The organism is Sphingomonas sp. Root720 (genome assembly GCF_001428605.1).
Classification (GTDB): domain Bacteria; phylum Pseudomonadota; class Alphaproteobacteria; order Sphingomonadales; family Sphingomonadaceae; genus Rhizorhabdus.
Genome location: NZ_LMID01000013.1, coordinates 193,478 through 209,429 on the forward strand (window position 1 = coordinate 193,478; position 15,952 = coordinate 209,429).

Sequence of the window (15,952 nt, forward strand, 5' to 3'; positions counted from 1 at the left end):
CCTCAGCGATAGACGACGTCGTCGGCGCCGGCACGACGGATCTTGTAGGTGCCGTTCCAGACGAGCGTGCCATATTCGAGATCGAGCATCTCGAGCGAGATGACCGTCAGCCGCTCCTGCATGCCGGTATCGTTGTTGCGGCTGTCGAGCGAGGTGATCTTGCCGACCAGCTTGTAGTCGGCGCCGGCGGTCGCGCGGGTCAGCCCAGTGGTGCCGCTGTCGACGACGCCGTCGCGCTTCAGCGCGCGCTCCTGCTCGACCGCGGCGATGAACTCGCGGCTGACGAAGCGCATCTTGCCGCGTGCGGCACCCATCAGCTTGCCGCGCAGCTCGTCGGTGATGATGTCCTTGTCGATCCGCTGCGAGCTCTGGTTGCGCAGATCGGAGCTGTCGAGGATGATCCGGGGCGGCGTCGCCCGGTTCGATATTTCGGGATTGGCCATCAGGTCGCGGACCATCTGGTCGGCCATGCGGCCGAGATCCTGCCCTTCGATGCCGACCCCCGAGACGATGCCGCGCTGATCGGGATCGAGATCGACCGCCTGGTGCGAACGATCCTTCTTGGCGATCGCCGGCCCGGCGGCAACGGCCAGGCAGACGCCAAGGATTGCGGCGCTCGCCACATGACGCAGTTTCAGCATTTTTCCCCCGTTCGATCACGGATGCCGCGACGCCCCCGCCGCTACACCCCACCATCGGCGACGCTAAGACCATCGATCCGGGCGTCAAGCGTTTCGATAGCCGGACCCACCTGAAGTTTTATGACGTGGATCACAGCGGCGCCGGTAAAATGCCGCGCGCCGAGCGCTCTGCGCCCTCGGGCCGATGCCGGTCGCCTACCCCGCCCGTCGCCCTGCCCGGCCATATCTGCCCACGGGAACGCCCGCCCGCTTTCGTTTCGCCCCTGGCGCGAACATTGCCGAACCAGCCTCCCGACCGCCTCGTAGCACCACCCCTCGTGGCCCAGAGGCACCAGCACGCAGCTTTTCTACCAGATGTTGTGCCCCGGACTTGCAGCGATATTTCGTTACGCCCCGAATCATCCGCTCGGGCCAGCGGAAAATATCGCTATTTCAGCGTCAAAAGCGCGCGAAAGGGCTTGATCGCGCGACTCATAGGTGATTCTGTCCTTGGATGAATCGCGTTCCCCTTTTCCAGATCGCCCGCAGCGCTGCGCTGCCCGCGGTCGCGATTCTGATCATCGGTTATTTCGCCAGTTCGGCGCTGATCGGTCCCAACGGACTGCTCGCGCTGGGCGGCTATCGCAGCCAGCTCCAGCTCAAGTCCAACGAGTTGCACCGCACGGAGGCCGTGCGCGATCGGCTGCGCCATCACGCCAAGCTGCTCGACCCCAACCGCGTCGATCCGGATTTCGGCGAGGAACTGGTGCGCCGCTCGACCGGACAGGTGCGGCCCGACGAGGTCATTATTCCGCGAAACTGAGCACGGTTTCGTGCCTCGCGGCGGGCTTGGACGCTGCCCGGGCAACTAAATTCCAGAGTACGTTGAAATCGCCGCGCGCGGCGGCCTATATGCATGCCGTCACCCCCTCCCCGGGACAAGGAGCGATCCGCTTGGCGAAACCAGCACAGCCACGCGCGGCGGCAAAGAAAGCCGCACCGCGCAAACCCGCCGCGTCAAGGGCGGCGCCGAAACCGGCCGCCGCCGCCGCGCCGCCCGCCTCCAACCGCGAGCGTCCGGCCGAACCGGAGCGGTACACGGCCAGCAAGGAAGAGATGCTGGAATTCTATCGGCAGATGATGCTGATCCGCCGGTTCGAGGAAAAGGCGGGACAACTTTACGGCCTCGGCCTGATCGGCGGTTTCTGCCATCTCTACATCGGCCAGGAGGCCGTCGCCGTCGGCCTGCAATCGGCGCTCGAGGTCGGCAAGGATTCGGTGATCACCGGTTATCGCGACCATGGCCACATGCTGGCCTATGGCATCGATCCCAAGTTGATCATGGCCGAACTGACCGGCCGGGCCGCCGGGATCAGCCGCGGCAAGGGCGGCTCGATGCACATGTTCTCGGTCGACCACCGTTTCTACGGCGGCCACGGCATCGTCGGCGCGCAGGTGAGCCTCGGCACCGGCCTCGCCTTCAAACACAAATATTCGGGCGATGGCGGCATCGCCATGGCCTATTTCGGCGACGGCGCGTCGAACCAGGGCCAGGTGTACGAAAGCTTCAACATGGCCGAGTTGTGGAAGCTGCCGATCATCTTCGTGATCGAGAACAACCAGTATGCGATGGGCACCAGCGTCAACCGGTCGTCGGCGGAGGACCAGCTTTACCGCCGCGGCGAAAGCTTCCGCATCCCCGGCATCCAGGTCGACGGCATGGACGTGCTCGCGGTGCGCGGCGCCGCCGAGGAGGCGGTCGCCTGGGTCCGCGCGGGCAAGGGCCCGATCCTGCTCGAACTCAAGACCTACCGCTATCGCGGCCATTCGATGTCCGACCCGGCCAAATACCGCTCGCGCGACGAGGTCCAGGCGGTGCGCGACAAATCGGACCCGATCGACCACCTCAAGAAGGAGCTCGAAGCGGCCGGCGTCAGCGAGGACGATCTCCGCAAGCTGGAGAAGGACATCCGCGCGATCGTGACCGAAGCGGCCGACTTCGCCGAACAATCGCCCGAACCTGAGCCCGAGGAGCTCTATACCGACGTGCTGGTGGGACAATATTGATGGCTGTCGATCTCAAGATGCCCGCGCTTTCCCCGACGATGGAGGAGGGCACGCTCGCCAAGTGGCTCGTCAAGGAAGGCGACGTCGTCAAGTCCGGCGACATCCTCGCCGAGATCGAGACCGACAAGGCGACGATGGAGTTCGAGGCGGTCGACGAAGGCACGATCGCCGAGATCACCGTTCCCGCCGGCACCGAAGGGGTGAAGGTCGGCACGGTGATCGCCCGCATCGCCGAGGAAGGCGAAGAGGCCGCCCCGGCGAAGAAGGCCGCGCCCGCCCCGGAGACGAAAGCCGCCGAACCGGCCGGAGACGAACCGAAGGCCGAGGTCCCCGCTCCGGAAAGCCCCACGCCCCACCGCATGGAAACCGGCGCGCGCGACCTGGTCGCGGCGGTCGCCGACACGCGCGACGACCCCGATGTCCCCGAGGGGACCGAGCTGGTCAAGACGACCGTCCGCGAGGCGCTGCGCGACGCGATGGCCGAGGAGATGCGCAAGGACGGCGACGTCTTCGTGATGGGCGAGGAGGTCGCGCAATATCAGGGCGCCTACAAGGTGACCCAGGGCCTGCTCGACGAGTTCGGCGACAAGCGCGTCATCGACACCCCGATCACCGAATATGGCTTCGCCGGCATCGGCACGGGCGCCGCGATGGGCGGCCTCAAGCCGATCGTCGAGTTCATGACCTTCAACTTCGCCATGCAGGCGATCGACCACATCATCAATTCGGCCGCCAAGACCAATTATATGTCGGGCGGCCAGATGCGCTGTCCGGTCGTGTTCCGCGGCCCCAATGGCGCCGCCGCCCGCGTCGGCGCGCAGCACAGCCAGAACTATGCCCCCTGGTATGCCGGCGTGCCCGGCCTGATCGTGATCGCGCCCTATTCGGCGGCCGACGCCAAGGGCCTGCTCAAGGCGGCGATCCGGTGCCCGGACCCGGTCGTCTTCCTGGAGAACGAGCTTCTCTATGGCCAGAGCTTCGAGGTTCCGAAGCTCGACGATTACGTGCTGCCGATCGGCAAGGCGCGGATCTGCCGGCCCGGCAAGGACGTCACCATCGTCAGCTATTCGATCGGCGTCGGCGTCTCGCTCGAAGCCGCCAAGCAGCTCGAGGCCGAGGGGATCGATGCGGAGGTCATCGACCTGCGCACCCTGCGTCCGCTCGACAAGGCGACGGTGCTGGCAAGCCTCAAGAAGACCAACCGGATGGTCGTCGTCGAGGAAGGCTGGCCAACCTGCTCGATCGCATCCGAGATCATCACGATCGCGATGGAAGAGGGTTTCGACGACCTCGACGCGCCGGTTCGCCGCGTCACCAACCAGGACGTTCCGATGCCCTATGCGGCCAATCTCGAAAAGGCGGCGCTGCTCAACGTCTCCGACGTCGTGGCCGCGGCGAAGGCGGCCGCCTACAGGGACTGAGCGGCAGGCGGCTCCCCGTACGGGTTTTTGCGGACAGTCGCCCCGGCGATCTGTGTTAATAATCCCCGACCGGTCCGAGTCGGTTGGGGAGTATGCTTATGGGACAGAAAGCGCCGCATTCCGCAGCGTCATCCGAAACCGCACCTGCCGGAGATCCCTTTCTGGGTCGCCTCCTCTACGTCGAGGACAATGCCCAGATCGCGGAGATAACCTGCCTCATGCTCGAGGAGTCCGGGCTCGACATCGTCCAGGCGACATCGGCGGAGGACGCCCTGCGCCTGGCCGACGAGGCGGAGCCGTTCGACATCGTGCTGACCGATGTCGTCATGCCCGGCCTCAGCGGCGTGCAGCTCGCGCGCCGGCTCAACCGCCGCTGGCCGAAGCTGCCGATCGTCCTCGTGAGCGGCTTCAGCGAGGAACTGGCGCTCGGCTATGGCGCGCAATATGAGCTCCTCCGCAAACCCTTCACCCGCGGCGCCCTGCTCGACTGCCTCCAGCGCCACCTCGACGGCAGCATCTATCAGCACGCCTGATCTCACCCCCCTTTCCGATCCCGAACGCCAGCTGGCGCTGAACTACGCACCGGCGGCCCACCGCGATCCGCTCGCCCTGTTGTGGCGGATCGACGAGCGGATGGGCGCGATCGTCGCCGCCGCGCGCGAACCGGCGATCGGCGCGATGCGGCTGATCTGGTGGCGCGATGCGCTGGCCCGACTCGACGAACCGGGCCCGCCAGTGCCCGCCGAACCCCTGTTGGCCGCCGCCGCCGCACAATTGCTGCCCGCCGGATTGCCCGGTCGGTCGATCGCCGCGATCGAAGAGGGCTGGGCGGCGCTGCTGGAAGAGGAGGTTCCGGGCGAGGCGCAGATAATCGCGCATGGCGAGGAGCGCGGCGGACCGCTGTTCGCGCTGTCGGCGGCGCTGCTCGGCACCGTGCCCGAGGATATCGGCCGGGCCGGCGAAGGCTGGGCGCTCGCCGAGCTGGGCCACCGGCTGCGCGATGCCGAGGCACGTCGCTTCGCCCGCGCAGCCGCCGCCGAGCGGCTCGGCGGGGTCGCCAGCGGCCGCTGGCCGGCCGCTCTTCGCCCGCTCGGTCTGCTGACCCTGCTGGCGCACCGCGACGCGGCGATGCCGGCGGCGGAACTGCGCCGGCAGGGATCGCCGAAACGGATGTTTCGGGCGCTCGCCTATCGGCTGACGGGACGCTAAGCTCCCTCCCCGGATGTGCAGGGGAGATGCGACATGTGGCGATATCTGGCGGGTGCGGCCGGTGCACTGCTGCTGGCCGGCGGCGGGGTGATATTGTGGCAGGGCCAGGGCGCGGGCCCCAGGATCGCCTCCGCCCCGCTCCAGGCCGCCGAACCGGCACCGCTCGCCGAGCCGCCCGCCGCGACCGAGAAGACCCGCGAGGAGAAGCGCTTCGGCCGCTACGACAAGGACAAGGACGGCAAGGTCAGCCGCGAGGAGTTCCTCGCCAGCCGGCACAAGGCCTATGCCAAGCTCGACGCCAATGGCGACGGCCGGCTGACCTTCGAGGAATGGTCGGTCAAGACCACCGACCGCTTCGCCAAGGCCGATGCCGACGCATCGGCGACCCTGACCGCCGAGGAGTTCGAAACCACCCGGATCGCGCGCAAGACGACACGGCCGGCTCCGTGCGTGCCCGAGAGCGAGGGATGAGAGGCCGGACCGCGGCAATTCTTCTCGGCTTGATCGTCAGCGGCTGCACGGCGCAGCCGGACAATTCGGCGGACAGCAGCCACCGGCGCAGCTTTCGGCCGGCCGGCGACTATGTTCACCGGCTGTCAGGCGTGCATTTTCCCCGTAGCGTGGGGCGGCTGCAACTGGTCGAGATCACCGAATATGATTCGAAGGCGAGCGATGTAGGAGTTGGCTACAACGTCTTTCAACGCGATCTGCAGGCCGCATTCACCGTTTATGTCTATCCAGCCCCCGACATCGTTTCGATCGGGTCGCCACGCAATGTCATCCGGCAAACGCGAAACACGTTCTGCGAGCGTGAACTGCAGGGCATCGAGCAAAGCATAGAAAGCGCTCACCCACAAATGCGGCTGGTCGCGCACGGAGAAATAGCGTCCCCGTCCTCGAACTTCGAAGGACCGGGGCGACGGTTGGTCTACAGAGGAACCGATGTGTTCGCGGGCCGCCAGCAAGCCGTCCGCTCGGAAGCCGACCTTTTCTGCTATGTTGGCGGGAAATGGCTGATCAGTTTTCGTACCACGGCCCGGGCGTCCGATGAGTATCGCGACCAGCTGGACCTGCTGATGCGATCCATCGCCTGGCCCGCTGAGTAGTCAGGCCACCTCGAACCCCGCCGGCTTGGGCCATTTCGGGCTGACCATCGCCATTGCGCGGAAGAGCGTGCCCATTTCCTCCTCCGAGGTCAGCCGGTGATAGGCCGCGCCGATCTCCTCGGTGCGCTCGGGATGATGGCGGGACAGCGCGGCGGCGCGGGCGGCGATACCCAGCGTGGCAAGAAAATAGCTCTGCGACACGGGCCCCTCGATCCGCGCGCCGCCGAGTTTGCCGGCCTGCCCCAGCGCGGTGAAGTCGACATGGGCTGTGATGTCGTTGGCGCCGGGATTGCTGAAAACGTCGGCATAGGCATGGGCGTTGAGCGCCTGCAGCGTGTCCCCCGCGTCGTAATTCTCATGGCCGTAATCGATCGCCAGCAGCGCCCCGCCCTGCTTCGCGATCCGCTTGCCGAGCGCGCGGGCGACGGCGAGTCCCGCCGGCGAGGTCTCGTAGATGCTGCCGGCGACCGCATCGTGGAGATGCTCGGGCACGACATCCTCGGCCGGTACGGCGCCCGGCACCGGACGGAAGCCCTCGGCGTCATGGGTAACGGCGCGCTCGCGCCAGCCGCTATAGGTCTTGATATACTGGCGGTAGGGCAGCGCGTCGAAGAACTCGTTGGCGACGACGATCAACGGCGCGTCGGTCGGTAGCGTCTCGATGCCCTCGTGCCAGATCGCGTCGGGCACCCGTTCCTTCTGAAGGCGCCGCAGCACCGGGCTCGTCTCGACGAAATGGACTTCCGGATGGCGGCGCAGCGCGCCCATCGCGCGCAGCGCGTCGGCGGCGAGCGTCCCCCGCCCCGGGCCCAGTTCGACATAATAGGCGCTCAGCGCGCGCGAGCGGCCCCACAGGTCGGCAATCCAGATGCCGATCAGTTCCCCGAACATCTGGCTGATCTCGGGCGAGGTGATGAAGTCGCCCTTTACGCCGAACGGATCGTGCGCGGCATAATAGAGGCCGTTCGCCGCCTCCATATAGTCGGCGACCGGAATCGGCCCATTGGCCTCGATCACTCGGATCAGCGCTTCCGCCAGCTCCCCAGGTGTTTCCATTGCTGTCCGGTTCTTCGACGTCGTTATCGCCCCTGCCTAGGCGAATATGGTTAGCAATATACTAAACGGCATCGATAGGCTTCCGTTTCGACGCGGTGGCGATCAGATACACCCCGCCGATCAACATCGGCACGGTCAACGTCTGGCCCATGGTCAGCCCCCAGCTCAGCGTGCCGAGCTGCACGTCGGGCTCGCGGAAATATTCGATGACGAAGCGGCTGAGGCCATAGCCGAGCAGGAAGATGCCGACGAGCTTGCCCGGCTGGTTGCGGGCGTCGGTGCGCCAGAAGAAGAAAGCCAGAACCAGACCCAGCACCAGTCCTTCCAGGCCCGCCTCATAGAGCTGGCTGGGATGGCGCGGCAGGCCGTCCGGCGCGCCGGGAAAGATCATCGCCCACGAAACGTCGGTGGGACGCCCCCACAGCTCGCCGTTCACGAAATTGGCGATGCGGCCGAAGAACAGGCCGATGGGCGCGCAACAGGCGACATAGTCGTGGATACGCAGCCAGCTGAGCCCGTTGCGGCGTGCCATGTAGAAGATGCCGACCGATACGCCGAGCGCGCCGCCGTGGAACGACATGCCCCCCTGCCACAGCTTGAACACGTCGAGCGGGTGGAGGAGGATTTCGGGCTGGTAGAACATCACATAGGCCAGCCGTCCGCCGATGAGGATGCCGAGCGTCGCATAGAAGACGAAGTCGTCGGCATGGCGCCGCGCCATCGGCGCGCCCGGCCGGTCGATCATCCTGACCAGATAGTACCAGCCCAGCAGGATGCCGGCGATATAAGCCAGCGAATACCAATGGACCTGCAGGAAACCGAGATCGAGCGCGATCGGGTTCAGGCCCAGGTCGTCATAGTGGATCGCCTGGGCGGAGGCGTGGGCGATGGCGGGCTGTTGCAAGGATGTTCCCCGGAAGGCTGGCCCCGAAAGGCTGGACTCGAAAGGCTAGGTGGGCCTGCCATAGCCGGGCGATCGATCGGGTGGAAGGGCGGCCATGCGGCCCGATGCCGTCAACCGACCGGGATCGACACCTCCGTGCGATTGCGGTCCCCGTCGCTGCGATACTCGACGATGGTCGCCCAGGCCCGGACGAGGTTGAGCCCGGCCCCGCCGCCGCGTTCGGGGATCGCCGCACCGGCATCGGCCCCGCGCGGGTCGAACGCGATGCCGCCGTCGACCAGCACCAGCGAAATCGGCCCGCCGGCCTCCCATGCCAGGCTCAGCTCGATCGCACCGATCGCCGCGGCGCCGCCATGCTCGACGAGATTGGCGACCAGTTCCTCGACGACGATCGCCAGCCGCGCCGCATCGCCCGCGCCGAGGCGCGCGTCGACGCCGAAGAGCCGGGCCGCCTCCACGCTCTCATGAACGGCGGTTTCGCCTTTGCAACGGATTGTAACCGACGCGGAATTCGAGTCGCGAGCGCTCATATTTGCGCTATGTCACGCCTTGCTGGTCATGGGGATGGCGAGAATCATGCGTAAGGCAATTCTGACGATATTCGCACTGGCCGTCATTGCGCAGCCGGCCTGGGCCGAGATCGGCCGGATCAAGCGCAGCATGGGCGCGACGTCGATCGAGCGGGGCAAGGCGAAGCTGACGCCCGCTCCTGGATTCCAGCTCCTTCCCGGCGACACCCTCGTCACCGGCAAGGACGGCCAGATGAGCCTGACCTTCATCGACGACACCCGTTTCTCGGTGGGGCCGAACAGCCGCATCTCGGTCGACCAGTTCGACTATGACCGCACCACCCAGGCGGGCAGCTTCGTCACCAAGGTCAATCGCGGCTCGCTCGCGATCGTGTCGGGGCAGATCGCCAAGTCGAAACCCGACGCGATGAAGGTCCGCACCCCGACCTCGCTGCTCGGCGTCCGCGGCACCCGCTTCATCGTCGAGGTTTCGAAATGAGCCGGACGCCGCTCGCGCTCGCCGCCGCCGGCCTGCTCGCGGGCTGCGCCACGACGCCGACCCTGACCCTGCTGCCCAGCGAAGAGGGCAAGCAAGGCGCTGTCGCGGTGCTGGAGGAGAATGGCCGGCCGATGGAAACGGTGGTCAGCGAGCTCAACAGCAGCACCAACCTTTCGGGCACGCCGCGCACCCGCGCGATCGATCCCGCGAAGCTGAAGGCGCGGCAGCTCGCCCTGCTCGAGGCGCTGCCGCCGCCGCCGGTGCGGCTGACGCTCTATTTCCTCGAAGGCACCGCCGAGCTCACGCCGGAATCGGCGCCGGGGCTCGCCTTCCTGACGAAGGAGGTGTCCGAGCGGCCCGGTGCCGAGGTGCAGGTCACCGGCTATACCGATACGCTCGGCAGCGCCGACGACAATGACCGGCTGTCGCAGCAACGCGCCGAGGAGGTGCTTGGCGTGCTCGCCCGGCAGGGCATCGATCCGGCCATGATGAGCGCGGTCGGCCGCGGCGAACGCAACCTGCGCGTGCCGACCCCCGACAACACCCGGGAACCGGCCAACCGGCGCGTGGTGGTGACGATCCGCTGAACGGCGGCGGGATCGGGAGCACTCGCCATCCGTCTCTCCGTCATGCCGGCGCAGGCTGACATCTCGCGAGAGAAGCGCTTCCCCCACCTTGCGAGATGCCAGCCTGCGCCGGCATGACGCTTTTGGGGAAGGGGCCGAACGCCCCTCACCCCAAATAGCGGATAGCCATCACCGTCAGGTCGTCGGTGGGATCGGTGCCGTTCTCGAAGGCGCGCACCGCATCGCGCATCGCCTCGACCATGTCCGAGGCACCGGTCCGTCCGCGCAGCGCCGCGAGCAGCCGGTCATGCCCGAACAACGCCCCCGCCCCGTCCTGCGCCTCGCTGACACCGTCCGAGATCAGCACCAGCGTCTCGCCCGGTGCGAGCGTCATCGGCTCGTCGGGATAGGGGAAGTCGAGGATGCAGAAGGGCGGCCCGCCGTCGAGCTTGTGGATCGCGATCGCGCCGTCCGGCCGGATGTGCAGCGGGTCCTCGTGCCCGGCGCTCATCAGCGTGACCCCGCCGCTCGCCAGGTCGAGGATGCCGATCAGCATCGTCACGTTCATCGACTCGCTGTTGTCGCGCATCAGTTCTGCGTTGAGGACCGAGGCCGCGTCGGCAAGGCTTGGCACGCCCCGCAGCACCACGCTCTTCGCGAGCGCCTTGGACAGCGCCATGAACAGCGCGGCCGGCACACCCTTTCCCGTCACGTCGCCGACGAGGAAGGCGATATGGTCGGCGTCGAGCCGGATCACGTCGTAGAGATCGCCGCCGATCGACCTGGCGGGTTCGAGCAGCGCGTCGATGTCGATGCGCGGATCGATGCTCGCCAGATCCCCGCGCGGCGGCAGCATGCCGAGCTGGATCGAGCGCGCGGCCTGCAGCTCGCCCTCGGTCGCGGCGGCGGCGATCCGCTCGTGGAGCAGCGTCTCGCGCAGCCGCTCGCGCTCGCGCCGCGCCTCGACGAACATCCCGCCCGCGACGCCGAGCGCGGTCGCGCCGCCCAGCAGGAGCGGTCGCAGCGGATCGAACAGCAGCGACGCGAGATCGAACGCCAGCCAGCCGCCCGCGGCGATCGCAGCGGCGAGCCCGGCCGGCACCAGCAACCAGCGCCGGCGCCGGGCCGGACCGACGGACAGCACCAGCGCGGACAGCAGAAGCCCCGCCCCCCATTCGACGGGCGCCGCCCAGGCGGGACGGTCGAGCCAGCCGCCGCGCAGGATCGCGTCGACCGCCTGCGCCTGCACCAGCGTTCCATAGCCTTCGGCCGCCAGCGGCGTGGCGACGATGTCGGCGGTCCCCTCGGCGGCGAGGCCGAGCAGGACGATCTTTCCGGCGAAGGCATCGGCGGGGAATTTCCGGCGGAGCACATCGGCGGCCGAGCTGATCTCGCCGGCCGGGAAGTTACCGAAGCGCAGCCGCATCCGCCCTTCGGCATCGACGGGCACGCGATGCCCGCCGACGGTGACGGCATCGGCCGCGCTCGTCACGCTTTCCGCGCCGGACGCGATGCGGGCGAGTTCGAGCGACAGGCCGGGCATCGGCCGGCCACCCAGCTTCATCAGCAGCGGCACGCGCCGGACCAGCCCGTCGCTGTCGGGTTGGCCGTTGAGCAGGCCATGGCCGAGCGCCGCCTGTTCGAGCTCGGGGATATTGGCGACGGCTCCGCCAAGGTCCGGCAACGCCGGCGGCGGCGGCCCCTTCACCTCGGCATCGACGACGAGCCGGGCGGGATCGTCGCCGCCCGCCGCGACGCCGGCGCGGCCGAGTACGACCGGGGCCTTGCCGATCACCTGGCCGTAGAGCCGGTCCATCGGCGGCAGGGCGTGAACCTCGGCCGCGGCGGCGGGACTGAGCTCGGGGTAGAGCGCAGCGAAGATGTCGGGCCGGACCCGGTCGGGTTCCGGGAACAGCATGTCGAAGCCGATCGCCCTGGGCCCGCGTGCGGCGATCTCCTCGGTCAGCCGGGCCATGTGGTAGCGCGGCCACGGCCAGGGCCCGACCGCTGCGATGCTGTCCGAATCGACCAGCACGACATGGACGGGCGTGCCCGACAGGTCGCGCGGGGCGATGCGCTGCCACAGGTCGAACAGCGGCCGGCGCATCGCCTCGCCCGACAAGGCGCTGAGCAGCGCCGCGACGGCCAGCCCGAGGATGCCGGCCAGCCAGATCCTACGGGTCATGGGCGTCTCTCGCTTGGGCACAGGGGGGACAGCCAATAGCCGTCATGCCAGCGGAGGCTGGCATCGATGTATGCCCTCTCCCCGATGGTCATCTGGCTGGCGAGAGACATAGACCCCAACATTCGCTGGGGTGACGGCATCTGGTAGCGCCGGTCCCGGAGCATCCCCTACAGTCGCACCTCGAGGCCGTCATAGGCGCACAACACCTCGAGCGGCATCTCGCGCCGGGTCAGTTCCTCGTAGCGGATGCTTTCCTTGTGCATGCGCTGGATGTCGTCGTCGCTGTAGATCGGCTCATGGTGGAACAGCGCCAGCCGTTTCGCCCCGGCCTCATGGCACAGGTCGATCGCGACGATGTTCGAGCTGTGCCCCCAGTCCTCCTTCATCGAGACCGCGTCGGCGAGCGAATACATCGTGTCGCAGATGACGAGATCGGCATCGCGGAAGAAGTCGGCGACGTCGGCCTCTCCGTCCATGCTCTCGATCTTGTGCTCGCTGTCGGTCGAGAAGATCGCGGTCTTGCCGGCATCGTCAGTGAAGCGATAGCCATAGCTCTTGTGGCTGTGGTGCTGCTCCATCACCTCGACGTCGAGCCCGCCGATCCGATAGGTCTCGCCCGGCGCCAGCGTGCGGAACTCGATCTTGGCGCGGAGCCAGTCGAAGGCGACCGGGAAGCTGATCTCCTGCTGCTGGCGGCGCAACGCCTCCTCGGCATCGGCATGGCCCGAATGGACGATGATGTGCGCATTGGGATCGAAGGCCGGCCCGAAGAAGGGGAAACCGCCGATATGGTCCCAGTGCAGGTGCGACATGAAGAAATGATAGGTCCGTTCATGCCCCGCCGCGCAGCGCCCGAAGGCGTCGATGCCGAACTCGCGCAGGCCGGTGCCCATGTCGCAGACGATGAAGGAGCCGTCGCCGCCCTCGATCTCGACGCAGGTGGTGGCGCCGCCATAGGTACCGCCGGTCGCGAAATCGAGTTCGCTCTCGACAAAGACGCCGGCTTCCGCCTCGTCGGCGAACCTCCGGCCGCCCGCCGCCACCAGCGCGCGGGCGATCTTGCCCCTTATCGCTCCCGCGGTCTGGGCCACGGCCAGCGATCCGCGCGTTCCCCAAAATCGGACCAGCATCGCACTCTCCCCCCGGATAGCCAGTTCAGTCGGTCAGCGCCGCGTCGACCGTCTCGGTCACCCCGAACAGCTTGTCATAGCGGCTGATCGCCAGGATCTCGCGCACCACGCCGTTAGGGGCCGCGAGCAGTATCCTTACGCCCGCGCCGTCGGCCTTGCGCTTGGCCAGGGTCAGCGCCCGCAGGCCCCGCGAGGACATATAGTCGATCCCCGCGCAGTCGACGACGAGCCGCGCCGACGCATCGGCCGCATGGCCGACAGCGCCCTCGAGGCTGGTACCGAAATCCTGTGCCGTGCTTTCGTCGATCCTGCCCTTCGGCGCGGCGACGATCGCCCCGTCCCGCGCCTCTTCCGACCATATCATAAGCCACGCTCCCCCTGCCGGCCGCCATGCTAGCTTCTAATTCCGGCGCAGGGAAGTTGGGCAATTACGGGTCCAGGCGGTCGAGCCAGTCGGCGATCATCCTGCGACCCGCCGCCACCGCGACCGAGCCATGCCGGTCATGCTGGTCGCGCAATTCGCCGACGCTCAGGCCTGCCGCCTCGATATAGGGCTCGTCCTCCAACCAGGCGCCGAAGCGCGGATCCTCGCCCATTTCGGAATGGCACTGGAGGGCCAGGATGTTGTCGCCGCGCCGGAAGGCCTGGTGATGATATTTGTCGGAGGAGGCGAGCAGCTCGCTTCCCTCGGGCAGGTCGAAGGTATCGCCGTGCCAATGGAGCACAGGCACGCCGTCGATATGGCGCAGCGGCGAGGCGAGGCCCGCGTCATGGATGGTCACCGGCGAGAAGCCGACCTCCTTGACCGGCCCGGCATAAACGCGCGCGCCCATCGCCGCCGCCATGATCTGGCTGCCGAGGCAGACGCCGAGGGTCGGCCGGTCGAGCATGATCCGCCGGGCGAGACGGGCGATCTCGCCGCCGAGCCAAGGATAGCGGTCGGCCTCGTAGACGCCCATCGGGCCGCCCATCATCACGACCAGATCGGGTTCGTCGAAATCGAGATCGGCGAAATCGGGATCGGTGACATCGACCCGGTCGATGACATAGCCGGCCTCCTCCACGGGGGCGCGGAAACCGGCGATGCCTTCATAGGGGACGTGGCGAATGACGAGCGCGGACTTCATGCCGGCGAGACTAGCGCGACAGCCCGGGAATCCAACGGCATTTCGCCTTTCGACGACCGAAGAACAGCTCTACCATATTAGTTGATATTACGCCCGACCGGATTGCCCTTCAACGCTGCGCTTCTCACGCCGCCTTCTGACGGAAAAGCGATTGCGGCCGTCGATCGATCCTATTTCGATCGCCTGGCCTCCATATCGCAACGGAAAATCATCCGTCGGATTGGACAATTTGCACAAGACCGACAGTGATACATCGCCACGCATCGCCCGGACGACTGTCCAATTTAATCTCTTCATCCTTTACGACGACATTTTCCACTGTCCAATTTTCATCGCAATCCGTAGAAAACTCGATCGAATAAACCCCTGGTGGAACATTTTTTATTTTGTATTTATGATTCCTCTTAGCCTTCGCCTTATAAGAATTACCATGTTCGTCTTTTGCCGTCACGGTCACCTTCCATGCGGACGTTTCGACAACGCCGACGATAGCGCCTTTCGCCCGATGATCGCGGGCAAGCGCGGGGGAGGCGATCAATAACGCCGCCGAAGCACCAACGATGGCGACAATTCGACGCATATTGCCATGCGGCCCTGGCTTGGTGGCGATTGCGCCAGACGCATCGATGCAGGCACGAACACAAGCCCCGGGTTCGTCATGTAAAAGCTTCTCTACTCCGGCGATGTCATAGCGGGTGAGATCGTGAACGGGCCGCTCGCATTTGGAGCACATCCGACAACATCCTGACGGAACCATAGCGCTCCAAGATTCGCTACAAGGATCAGGAAAATAGAGACGCAAATCGGACACCATAAAAATCCCTCCTGTCCCGAACCCACTGAATTTTAATCACGATGAGGCTCTGGAGATACGCCTAAATAACGAGGCCATGTCGCCTTCATCTTCCACCTTCAAACAATCTTTGCTGTCGATCCAGTGGCAGGCGGACGATGCTATTGGTTTTTTCGGGCCCCCTATCCGTCACCGCAGCCTGCCCCATGCTCGCGTTCATCGCGGCAATGACATCTGCATTAGGCATCGCGGTCTTGCCGTTGGAACGCGTCAGATCAAAGGTATTGGCGCTGATCACATAATATTCAGTCCCGCCGATGGTCTTTCGGCTTAAGGACACCGGCCTCCCGCCTCCTCGCGTTTCCGGAGGCAATGGCGGCGCGGCAAGAGGTTCAGCGTTCTGTCCCGCCAGAATCGACAATCGCTTATCGATGTTTCGATCAAGCTCGCCCCAATCGAGGATACCGGCTTGTGCGAGGTCGTGCGGCTTGACACCCCCGACATGGTCGGCATCCCGGGACTGGTCGTCACGATAAACGACCTCACCGTCTTCATCGACCCTGAATGGTCTGGGCTTACGGGGATTCAACGGATCGCCGGGCAGCGATGTCATCCCGGCATATCGATCATAATGTGGATCCTTGGCCATTCGACTCTCCATATTCCAGCCTGGAACATAGAGTGAACAAATGCAATCCTACTTTACAAGTATTTCCACGGCGCTGCGCAGGACAGGCCGCGTGCCATCACAATTCCTTGA

At 66.3% G+C, this 15,952-nt stretch carries 19 protein-coding genes; 9 read left to right on the plus strand and 10 right to left on the minus strand.

Annotated features, from left to right (window positions below; all coding sequences use genetic code 11):
• Positions 1-2: 2 nt before the first annotated feature.
• A complete protein-coding gene (locus ASE22_RS18350; RefSeq protein ID WP_056363098.1) occupies positions 3-641 on the minus strand; it encodes a penicillin-binding protein activator LpoB in 639 nt (212 codons plus the stop codon).
• A gap of 493 nt (positions 642-1,134) precedes the next feature.
• On the opposite strand from ASE22_RS18350, the gene ASE22_RS18355 reads away from it, so the two are divergent.
• From ASE22_RS18355 to ASE22_RS18385, 7 genes are all read left to right on the plus strand, one after another.
• Complete coding sequence (locus ASE22_RS18355; RefSeq protein WP_056363102.1) at positions 1,135-1,443, plus strand: FtsB family cell division protein; 309 nt, start codon at positions 1,135-1,137, stop codon at positions 1,441-1,443.
• A 131-nt stretch (positions 1,444-1,574) separates the two neighbouring features.
• Complete coding sequence (pdhA, locus tag ASE22_RS18360) at positions 1,575-2,687, plus strand: pyruvate dehydrogenase (acetyl-transferring) E1 component subunit alpha (protein WP_056364089.1); 1,113 nt, start codon at positions 1,575-1,577, stop codon at positions 2,685-2,687.
• A complete protein-coding gene (locus ASE22_RS18365; RefSeq protein ID WP_056363105.1) occupies positions 2,687-4,108 on the plus strand; it encodes a pyruvate dehydrogenase complex E1 component subunit beta in 1,422 nt (473 codons plus the stop codon). The genes pdhA and ASE22_RS18365 overlap by 1 nt, the downstream gene beginning before the upstream one ends.
• A 98-nt stretch (positions 4,109-4,206) precedes the next feature.
• On the plus strand, positions 4,207-4,641 hold the full coding sequence (locus tag ASE22_RS18370; protein ID WP_235536283.1) for a response regulator: 435 nt from the start codon (positions 4,207-4,209) through the stop codon (positions 4,639-4,641).
• Complete coding sequence (locus ASE22_RS18375) at positions 4,553-5,317, plus strand: hypothetical protein (protein ID WP_235536284.1); 765 nt, start codon at positions 4,553-4,555, stop codon at positions 5,315-5,317. The genes ASE22_RS18370 and ASE22_RS18375 overlap by 89 nt, the downstream gene beginning before the upstream one ends.
• Positions 5,318-5,350: 33 nt before the next feature.
• Positions 5,351-5,788, plus strand: coding sequence for an EF-hand domain-containing protein (locus ASE22_RS18380; RefSeq protein WP_056363110.1), 438 nt, complete (start codon positions 5,351-5,353; stop codon positions 5,786-5,788).
• A 29-nt stretch (positions 5,789-5,817) separates the two neighbouring features.
• Positions 5,818-6,423 (plus strand): hypothetical protein, encoded by a 606-nt coding sequence (locus ASE22_RS18385; RefSeq protein WP_056363114.1) that lies wholly within the window; start codon positions 5,818-5,820, stop codon positions 6,421-6,423.
• Here the strand turns inward: ASE22_RS18385 and ASE22_RS18390 are convergent, their stop codons facing one another.
• The 3 genes from ASE22_RS18390 to ASE22_RS18400 form a co-directional block, all read right to left on the minus strand.
• On the minus strand, positions 6,424-7,479 hold the full coding sequence (locus ASE22_RS18390) for a class I SAM-dependent methyltransferase (RefSeq protein WP_056363116.1): 1,056 nt from the start codon (positions 7,477-7,479) through the stop codon (positions 6,424-6,426).
• A 61-nt stretch (positions 7,480-7,540) separates the two neighbouring features.
• Entirely contained in the window at positions 7,541-8,383 is an 843-nt protein-coding gene (lgt, locus tag ASE22_RS18395) for a prolipoprotein diacylglyceryl transferase (protein WP_056363119.1), read from the minus strand.
• A 110-nt stretch (positions 8,384-8,493) separates the two neighbouring features.
• Positions 8,494-8,841: an ATP-binding protein gene (locus ASE22_RS18400; RefSeq protein WP_235536285.1), complete on the minus strand. Its 348-nt coding sequence runs from the start codon at positions 8,839-8,841 to the stop codon at positions 8,494-8,496.
• Positions 8,842-8,959: 118 nt separating this feature from the next.
• On the opposite strand from ASE22_RS18400, the gene ASE22_RS18405 reads away from it, so the two are divergent.
• Both ASE22_RS18405 and ASE22_RS18410 read left to right on the plus strand, forming a co-directional pair.
• Entirely contained in the window at positions 8,960-9,391 is a 432-nt protein-coding gene (locus ASE22_RS18405) for a FecR family protein (protein ID WP_056364092.1), read from the plus strand.
• The gene (locus ASE22_RS18410; protein ID WP_056363125.1) at positions 9,388-9,978 is read left to right on the plus strand and encodes an OmpA family protein; all 591 of its coding nucleotides are present in this window, start codon (positions 9,388-9,390) and stop codon (positions 9,976-9,978) included. Before ASE22_RS18405 ends, ASE22_RS18410 begins: the two co-directional genes overlap by 4 nt.
• A gap of 145 nt (positions 9,979-10,123) precedes the next feature.
• Here the strand turns inward: ASE22_RS18410 and ASE22_RS18415 are convergent, their stop codons facing one another.
• The 6 genes from ASE22_RS18415 to ASE22_RS26890 form a co-directional block, all read right to left on the minus strand.
• Complete coding sequence (locus ASE22_RS18415) at positions 10,124-12,142, minus strand: CHASE2 domain-containing protein (protein ID WP_056363129.1); 2,019 nt, start codon at positions 12,140-12,142, stop codon at positions 10,124-10,126.
• Positions 12,143-12,309: 167 nt separating this feature from the next.
• Positions 12,310-13,272 carry an MBL fold metallo-hydrolase gene (locus ASE22_RS18420; protein ID WP_056363131.1) on the minus strand — a complete coding sequence of 321 codons (963 nt, stop codon included), beginning with the start codon at positions 13,270-13,272 and terminating at the stop codon, positions 12,310-12,312.
• Between the two features lie 25 nt (positions 13,273-13,297).
• Positions 13,298-13,636 (minus strand): STAS domain-containing protein, encoded by a 339-nt coding sequence (locus ASE22_RS18425; protein ID WP_056363134.1) that lies wholly within the window; start codon positions 13,634-13,636, stop codon positions 13,298-13,300.
• 64 nt (positions 13,637-13,700) lie between these two features.
• Positions 13,701-14,399 (minus strand): glutamine amidotransferase, encoded by a 699-nt coding sequence (locus tag ASE22_RS18430; RefSeq protein ID WP_056363137.1) that lies wholly within the window; start codon positions 14,397-14,399, stop codon positions 13,701-13,703.
• A 208-nt stretch (positions 14,400-14,607) separates the two neighbouring features.
• Entirely contained in the window at positions 14,608-15,213 is a 606-nt protein-coding gene (locus tag ASE22_RS26885; protein ID WP_156397135.1) for a hypothetical protein, read from the minus strand.
• Between the two features lie 85 nt (positions 15,214-15,298).
• Positions 15,299-15,841 carry a hypothetical protein gene (locus ASE22_RS26890; RefSeq protein ID WP_156397136.1) on the minus strand — a complete coding sequence of 181 codons (543 nt, stop codon included), beginning with the start codon at positions 15,839-15,841 and terminating at the stop codon, positions 15,299-15,301.
• Between the last annotated feature and the right edge of the window lie 111 nt (positions 15,842-15,952).

Coding starts and splice junctions, on each gene's coding strand:
- ASE22_RS18350 (WP_056363098.1), bottom strand. CDS start 641: ATGCTGAAACTGCGTCATGTGGCGAGCGCCGCAATCCTTGGCGTCTGC.
- ASE22_RS18355 (WP_056363102.1), top strand. CDS start 1,135: ATGAATCGCGTTCCCCTTTTCCAGATCGCCCGCAGCGCTGCGCTGCCC.
- ASE22_RS18365 (WP_056363105.1), top strand. CDS start 2,687: ATGGCTGTCGATCTCAAGATGCCCGCGCTTTCCCCGACGATGGAGGAG.
- ASE22_RS18370 (WP_235536283.1), top strand. CDS start 4,207: ATGGGACAGAAAGCGCCGCATTCCGCAGCGTCATCCGAAACCGCACCT.
- ASE22_RS18375 (WP_235536284.1), top strand. CDS start 4,553: ATGAGCTCCTCCGCAAACCCTTCACCCGCGGCGCCCTGCTCGACTGCC.
- ASE22_RS18380 (WP_056363110.1), top strand. CDS start 5,351: ATGTGGCGATATCTGGCGGGTGCGGCCGGTGCACTGCTGCTGGCCGGC.
- ASE22_RS18390 (WP_056363116.1), bottom strand. CDS start 7,479: ATGGAAACACCTGGGGAGCTGGCGGAAGCGCTGATCCGAGTGATCGAG.
- ASE22_RS18405 (WP_056364092.1), top strand. CDS start 8,960: ATGCGTAAGGCAATTCTGACGATATTCGCACTGGCCGTCATTGCGCAG.
- ASE22_RS18410 (WP_056363125.1), top strand. CDS start 9,388: ATGAGCCGGACGCCGCTCGCGCTCGCCGCCGCCGGCCTGCTCGCGGGC.
- ASE22_RS18415 (WP_056363129.1), bottom strand. CDS start 12,142: ATGACCCGTAGGATCTGGCTGGCCGGCATCCTCGGGCTGGCCGTCGCG.
- ASE22_RS18420 (WP_056363131.1), bottom strand. CDS start 13,272: ATGCTGGTCCGATTTTGGGGAACGCGCGGATCGCTGGCCGTGGCCCAG.
- ASE22_RS18425 (WP_056363134.1), bottom strand. CDS start 13,636: ATGATATGGTCGGAAGAGGCGCGGGACGGGGCGATCGTCGCCGCGCCG.
- ASE22_RS18430 (WP_056363137.1), bottom strand. CDS start 14,399: ATGAAGTCCGCGCTCGTCATTCGCCACGTCCCCTATGAAGGCATCGCC.
- ASE22_RS26885 (WP_156397135.1), bottom strand. CDS start 15,213: ATGGTGTCCGATTTGCGTCTCTATTTTCCTGATCCTTGTAGCGAATCT.
- ASE22_RS26890 (WP_156397136.1), bottom strand. CDS start 15,841: ATGGCCAAGGATCCACATTATGATCGATATGCCGGGATGACATCGCTG.